The sequence below is a fragment of the Streptomyces sp. NPDC043870 genome (assembly GCF_056435785.1).
The window spans coordinates 21,032-27,031 of sequence record NZ_JBWKDT010000059.1; the positions used below are offsets into that span (position 1 = coordinate 21,032).

General features: G+C 67.7%; 5 protein-coding genes. 1 reads left to right on the top strand and 4 read right to left on the bottom strand.

Annotated elements, in window-relative coordinates:
- Window positions 1-984: 984 nt before the first annotated feature.
- The 4 genes from istB to AC0699_RS36240 all read right to left on the bottom strand — a co-directional run bounded on the left by istB (window position 985) and on the right by AC0699_RS36240 (window position 5,106).
- Window positions 985-1,731: an IS21-like element helper ATPase IstB gene (gene istB, locus AC0699_RS36225; RefSeq protein ID WP_478669396.1), complete on the bottom strand. Its 747-nt coding sequence runs from the start codon at window positions 1,729-1,731 to the stop codon at window positions 985-987.
- Entirely contained in the window at window positions 1,625-2,392 is a 768-nt protein-coding gene (locus tag AC0699_RS36230) for a Mu transposase domain-containing protein (RefSeq protein ID WP_478669376.1), read from the bottom strand. Before AC0699_RS36230 ends, istB begins: the two co-directional genes overlap by 107 nt.
- Before the next feature lie 5 nt (window positions 2,393-2,397).
- A complete protein-coding gene (istA, locus tag AC0699_RS36235; RefSeq protein ID WP_478669380.1) occupies window positions 2,398-3,168 on the bottom strand; it encodes an IS21 family transposase in 771 nt (256 codons plus the stop codon).
- Between the two features lie 600 nt (window positions 3,169-3,768).
- Window positions 3,769-5,106: an aminotransferase-like domain-containing protein gene (locus AC0699_RS36240; RefSeq protein WP_478669383.1), complete on the bottom strand. Its 1,338-nt coding sequence runs from the start codon at window positions 5,104-5,106 to the stop codon at window positions 3,769-3,771.
- An 88-nt stretch (window positions 5,107-5,194) separates the two neighbouring features.
- On the opposite strand from AC0699_RS36240, the gene AC0699_RS36245 reads away from it, so the two are divergent.
- A complete protein-coding gene (locus AC0699_RS36245) occupies window positions 5,195-5,818 on the top strand; it encodes a DJ-1/PfpI family protein (protein ID WP_478669386.1) in 624 nt (207 codons plus the stop codon).
- Window positions 5,819-6,000 lie beyond the last annotated feature (182 nt).

Below are 6,000 nucleotides of genomic sequence, written 5' to 3' on the forward strand. Positions count from 1 at the left end.
TGCGTGATCCGCGCGCAGGCCATCCGCCCGCGTGCCCCACTCCGTGAGATACGACTCGGTGATGGCGTCCGCGACGACCGGATACAGCTCCTCCTCCGTCGCTCCCCGCTCTTGCGTGGCCAGGATCTGAGCCGCATGCGTGGGCGAGATCGAGGTGCTGATGTACCGCTCACGGCCGTCGTCGGAGGAGCCGTTCGCGGTGAACCCCGCCATCCATCAGCGGGTCCTGGGCGATCTGTGGTGGGTGCAGGGAGAGCCGGCCCGCGCGGCCGCCGCCTACCTGGCCAGGCGCCTCGAAGCCGAACAGTGCGAAATCCGGCGAAGCCGCACACTGCCAGGCACTGCGCGCCCTCCCCGTCGCGTTCCTCGACGCCCACCAGGCCGACGACGAACTCGACCTGGCCGAGCAGGTCCTCGCAGGCCTGGACCTGCGTGCCACCAGGATCAACGCGGCCATCGCCGCCCGCGACGCTGGCTACCCCACACTCGACGACCGCTGTCGGCGTACGAGTCGAAGTACAGAGGTAAGTACGAGCGAACGTGCAGAGCTGCTTGCAATGGCCCAGGGTTGATGCCGGGAGTCCTCGTCATGAGGAAGAATGCTCCGCATGACTATTTGAAGAGCACCCTCCGAGCGGCAGCACTGGCTCAAGGTCGGGACCTGGGACACGGTCTCTGACGGGGACCGGCGGATCTGTGCCGCCTGCGGGACGCCTGTCCGCTCGTATCAGTACCGCTTCTATCCGCCCGAGTCCGCCATGTTCGAGCGATGTATCGGGTTCGCGTGGTGTTCCGGCTGCCGGATCTACTCCGGCTCGATGGTTCACGTTCCCCGCAAGCGAGTTCTCGTTGATGCACTGGCATCGCTGCCCCACGATCAGCGGGAGCGTCTTGAGCGGAGCGAATCCAGGTTGATCGAATATCTGGACAGACACGCCCGGGGCAGGAGTTCACCACCCGGTCGTTGATGGTCTGTCGGATCCGTCAGGCGACGCCGACTTCTCCTTCGATGGCGGTGAGCCGGTTCTTGAGCCGGTAGCTGGGGCCGTTGATCGGGACGACGTCGCAGTGGTGGAGGAGCCGGTCGAGGATGGCGGTGGCCAGGACTTCGTCGCCGAAGACCTGGCCGAATTCGCCGAAGCTCTTGTTCGAGGTCAGGATGACAGCGCCCTTTTCGTACCTTTTCGAGATCAGTTGGAAGACGAGGTTGCCCTCCTCGCGTTCGAGGGGCAGGTAGCCGACTTCGTCGACCACGAGGACGTGGGGCCGCAGGTAGGTCTGGAGCTTGCGGCCGAGGCGGCCAATGGAGTCGGCGGCCTTGAGCTGACGGACCATGTCGTCGAGGGTGGTGAAGTAAATGGTGAAGCCGGCCCGGCAGGCCGCGACGGCCAAGGCGATGGCGATGTGGGTCTTGCCGACCCCGGGCGGGCCGAGCAGGGCGACGTTGGTTTTGGGCTCCGCGAACGACAGGGTGGCGAGGTCTCGGATCTTGCGCGCATCGAGGTCTGGCTGAAACGAGAAGTCGTAATCGTCGAGGGTCTTGTGGTGCGGCAGGTTGGAGATCCGCAGCGAGTGGCGGAAGCGGCGGTCCTCACGCAGGGCGAGCTCTTCCTCCAGTACGAGGTCAAGGAAGTCGACGTAGCCGAGTTTGCCGGCGTCCGCCCGGCCGAGGAGGCTCTGGAGGCCTTCGGCCAGGTGGGGCAGGCCGAGCTTGGCCGCGGTGGACCGGATGCGGGTGGTGACGAGCTCGCTCAACTGGCGTCCTTCGGATCGGCGATTGGGTGGTGAAGGGACGGGTGCCGGCGAGCTGGTCGTAGACCGACAGCGGGCGGCGGCCGACCTGGACCTGTGCGGCGGCCGACCGCTTGAGCAGGGCCTGCAGAGGCCCGTACTCCTCGGCGTGCGCCGCAATCGAGGGCGCGCGTTCCGGACCCGGGCCGGGGATCGTCGCCCGGGTGTGGCCGTCAGGCAGGCCGTCCCAGTGGGAGGGGTCGACGATCTTCGCACCCCGACCGACCGCCCGCGAATGGACGGCCAGCAGAGTGCTGCCCTCAGCGTCCGGGACCGTGGCGTGCAGGGTGACCGTGGCCGCCGACGCCCGGATCTCCACCAGCTGCCGGTGGCGGACCTTGCGGGCCGGGACCGAGTAGAGGTTGGAGTCGAAGGCGACCAGACAGTCCTTGCCGACGTGCCGCAGGTGCCGGTCGGCCACGACATACGGGCTCGGCGGCAGCGGCCGCAGGGCGGCGTGGTCACGCGCGGCGCGGACCCCGATCACCTCGCCGTGGGTGCGATGGGTGCGAGCCCGGCGCATCGGCACCCACGCGGTGAACGCGGCGTCGAGCTCCTCCAGGCAGGAGAAGGCCCGGCCGGCCAGGACATGGTCGCGCACGATGCTCACCTGCCGCTCGACCCTTCCCTTGCCGGTGGGTCGGTAGGCCGCGAGCACGTCGATGTCGAATCGTAGTGCCCGGCGAACGCCACGGCCTCCGGATGCAGCGGCACCGCCTCGCCTGGCGCGACGTGCCGGCGCACGACCGTCTTCGTCCGGTCGTAGACGATCGCCTTCGGAATGCCCCCGAAGTGCGCGAACGCCCGCCGGTGGCAGTCCCAGAACGTCACCAGGTCCTGCGTGGTAGTGAAGCAGCAGAACGGATCGCGGGAGTAGGACAGCACCATATGGAAGGAGTAGACCTTCGGGATGCCGAGGTGGGCGAGGATCCGGCCCTCGTCGCCCCAGTCGACCTGGGCCTGGGCGCCGGGGACGACCTCGAACCGGCGGTGCAGGCGGGCCAGTTCGTCCGGGCCGACGCCGAGCTCCTCCGCGATCCGCGGCCGGGCCTGCTGCAGACAGAGCTTGACCCGCTGGTAGTGGCCGGTGAAGCCATACTCGGCGACCAGCCGCTCGTGGATCACCGTGCCCTTCAGCAGCAACTCGGACCGCAACCAGGCGTCGATCACCGGTGCCAGCACTGCAAGGACCTGCGGCTTGCGGCCGGACTGAACCGCCCGTTGGGGCGGCTCAGGCGGAGCACAGTGGTCGAGGCACTTCTTGACGGTCCGCCAGTTCAGTCCGGTCTCGCGGGCGATTTCCGAGATGCTCGCGCCGGCCTCGTGCAGCGCGCGGAACCGCCGCAACTGCAGCCATCTGTCGGCTTCCAGAACCATCGCCGGCCGCCCTCCACCTCGGTCACCCGTCAGGCACAAGGGTCCCCAGCGCGGTACGCAGACACGCCACGTTCCTCTGTACGTTCACCCGTACGTGGCTCTGCACTTCCACTCGTACGCGGACAACCGCGTCCGGGCCCTGCGCACCGAGCTCGACGTCGCGGGCCTCACCTCCATGACGCGGCCGGCCTCCCGCTCCCCGCCGAGCACACCGCGCCGCACTGGCTCGACGGCGAACAGGCCACCCGCGCCCGGTGGCACGACCTCGTCACCGCCCGGCGTGCCCAGCTACGCGGCTGAGTCGGAACTTGAACTGCCATCAGGCTGTGATCGGCTCCTCGCTCCGTGTCAGTGAGCTCTTTCAGCGTTGCCGCTCCAGGGTGAGGACGGCTGCAGCAATCGACGGCATTCGATTGTGGACTGCATCGGGTCTTGCGGAAGATCCGCCAGGACTTCGGACCGGCCACACCCCGCTTCGTCGCACGTACGAGGCCGCCCGGGAAGTCTCGGGTCCCAGGCCGACCGGCCCCCACGCTCCAGCGCCGACGGCTTTCGTCCGCAGAGGCCAGTGCGGGCGGGCATCGGCTGGTCGAGTGGAGTTCAGGCGTAGGCGTCCTCGATAGCGACGCGTCGCACTGTGCGCAGCGTCGACTGGAGACTGTCCAGATCGGTCGAGCCGAGAGCGAGGCGGAGCGCCTGTGGTGTGTGCTTCGAGGTGGTGAAGGGCTCCGCCGTGCTTACCGAGATGTGCTGACGCGCGAGGGTGGCGGTCAGGCGATCGGCGCGTGCGTCGTTGGGCAGAGTCAGCCATGTGAAGTAGGACGAGGGGTGGCTGATGAGTGGTAGGCCTGCCAGTTCTTGTCTGGCGAGTGCTTGGCGGGCCTTGGCGTCGTCTCGTTTCTGCGCTTCCAGGTGGTCCACCGTGCCGTCCTCGAGCCAGCGGCAGGCGATCGCGGTGGTGAGGGCCGGGGTGTTCCAGATGGTCGCCCGAATCGCGCGTTCGAGCGACGGCACCCTGGACGGCGGGGCGACGACGAAGCCGACCCGGAGGCCGGTGGCGACGCTCTTGGACAGTCCCGAGACGTAGACGGTGATGTCCGGTGCACTTGCAGCCAGAGGCGGTGGAGGATCCTCGACCAGGTAGGCGTATGCGGCGTCTTCGATGATGAGCGGACCGTGCTGCCGAGCGATCTCGATCAGACGGGTGCGGTCGGTTGCCGGCATGACCCACCCCAGCGGGTTGTGCAAGGTGGGCATGGTGTAGATCGCGCGCACAGGGCGGGTCGCGCACAGCTTCTCCAGGGCATCGAGATCCGGCCCGTCGGCGGTCGTGGGTACTGGCTCCAGGTCGAGATGAAAGGCATGCGCGAGCACCTTGAAACCCGGGTAGGTGAGTGCGTCGACCGCGACGACGTCGCCGGCGTTGAGCGCGGCCATGACGGTGATGGCCAGGCCGTGCTGCGCACCGTTGACGATGAGGATCTGATCCGCGTCAGGAGTGATTCCTCGACGCCTGAGGTGCCGTGCGATCGAGGCTCTGTCCTGGGGACGCCCTCGATGTGGTTGGTAGCGCAGCAGCGAGTCGAGTTCGCCAGAGGTGGCCACCTCTCGCAGAGCCTGCCGTAGGAGATCGGCTTGGCCGGGCAGCGACGGATAGTTGAAGTTGAGGTCGACCGCATCCGTGGCGACGATTTGCTGATCGATGCCGTGACCGGCGGGAACCGCGATGTCACGCACGAACGTGCCGCGGCCCTGTTCCCGGCTCACCAAGCCCATCGCTTCCAGTTCGGCGTACACCCGCGTGGCGGTCACCACGGCGATGCCCTCGCGGGCGGCGAGCCCGCGGTGTGTCGGCAGCCGCACTCCTGCGGCGAGCCGGCCTGTCCGGATGTCGGATGCGAGCGCGTCGACCAGGATTTTGTACCGCGAGGCTGCCATGCACCGAATTGTATCCATGACAATTCTTTGACTGTCCTGCTCGCGGGTCCTTACCGTCAAGCCCCACTCATCCGGAAGGACAGCCGCCGTGCACATCGCCATCCTCACCTTCGAGGGCTACAACGAGCTCGACTCCCTGATCGCGCTCGGTGTGCTCAACCGCATCAAGACCGACGACTGGCGCGTCACCATCGCCACCCCCAGCTCCAAGGTGACATCGATGAACGGGGTGGTTATCGAACAGATGTCCACTCTTGAGGAGGCGTGCGCCGCTGACGCCGTCATCGTCGGCAGTGGCATCGCCACCCGCGAGGTCGTCGAAGACCAGGCGATCATGAATATCCTGCACGGTCTGGACCCCTCGCGCCAACTCATCGCCGCGCAGTGCTCCGGCGCGCTCGTGCTGGCCAAGCTCGGCCTGCTCAACGACATCCCCGCCTGTACCGACCTGACCACCAAGCCCTGGGTCATCGCCGCCGGCGTCGAGGTGCTCAACCAGCCCTTCTACGCCAAGGACAACATCGCCACCGCCGGCGGCTGCCTCGCCTCGCACTACCTCGCCGCCTGGATCATCGCCCGCCTCGAGGGCAACGACGCCGCCGAAAGCGCACTGCACTATGTCGCCCCGGTCGGCGAGAAGGAGGAATACATCGAGCGCGCGTGGCGCAACATCACCCCCTACCTGCCCGCTCCCACACCGGCGCTCGTCTGAAACGACCAGTCGCAAGCAGTGACCGGCCACGAAGCCATGCCCCCGGCAGCCTGGCTGGTCGTTCGCGGCCCGAACACCTCCGGGCTCCTAGTAGGGCTTGGTCAGGTTGGTATCGCCGTGGGTATGTCGCGGTGACAGGTGGGGCAGGCGCCGGTCCAGACCGCGAGGAGTAACTGCATCTC

Bases quoted from the DNA above. Each gene is read 5' to 3' on its own strand.
- istA (WP_478669380.1), bottom strand. From the start codon at position 3,168: ATGGTTCTGGAAGCCGACAGATGGCTGCAGTTGCGGCGGTTCCGCGCG.
- AC0699_RS36240 (WP_478669383.1), bottom strand. From the start codon at position 5,106: ATGGCAGCCTCGCGGTACAAAATCCTGGTCGACGCGCTCGCATCCGAC.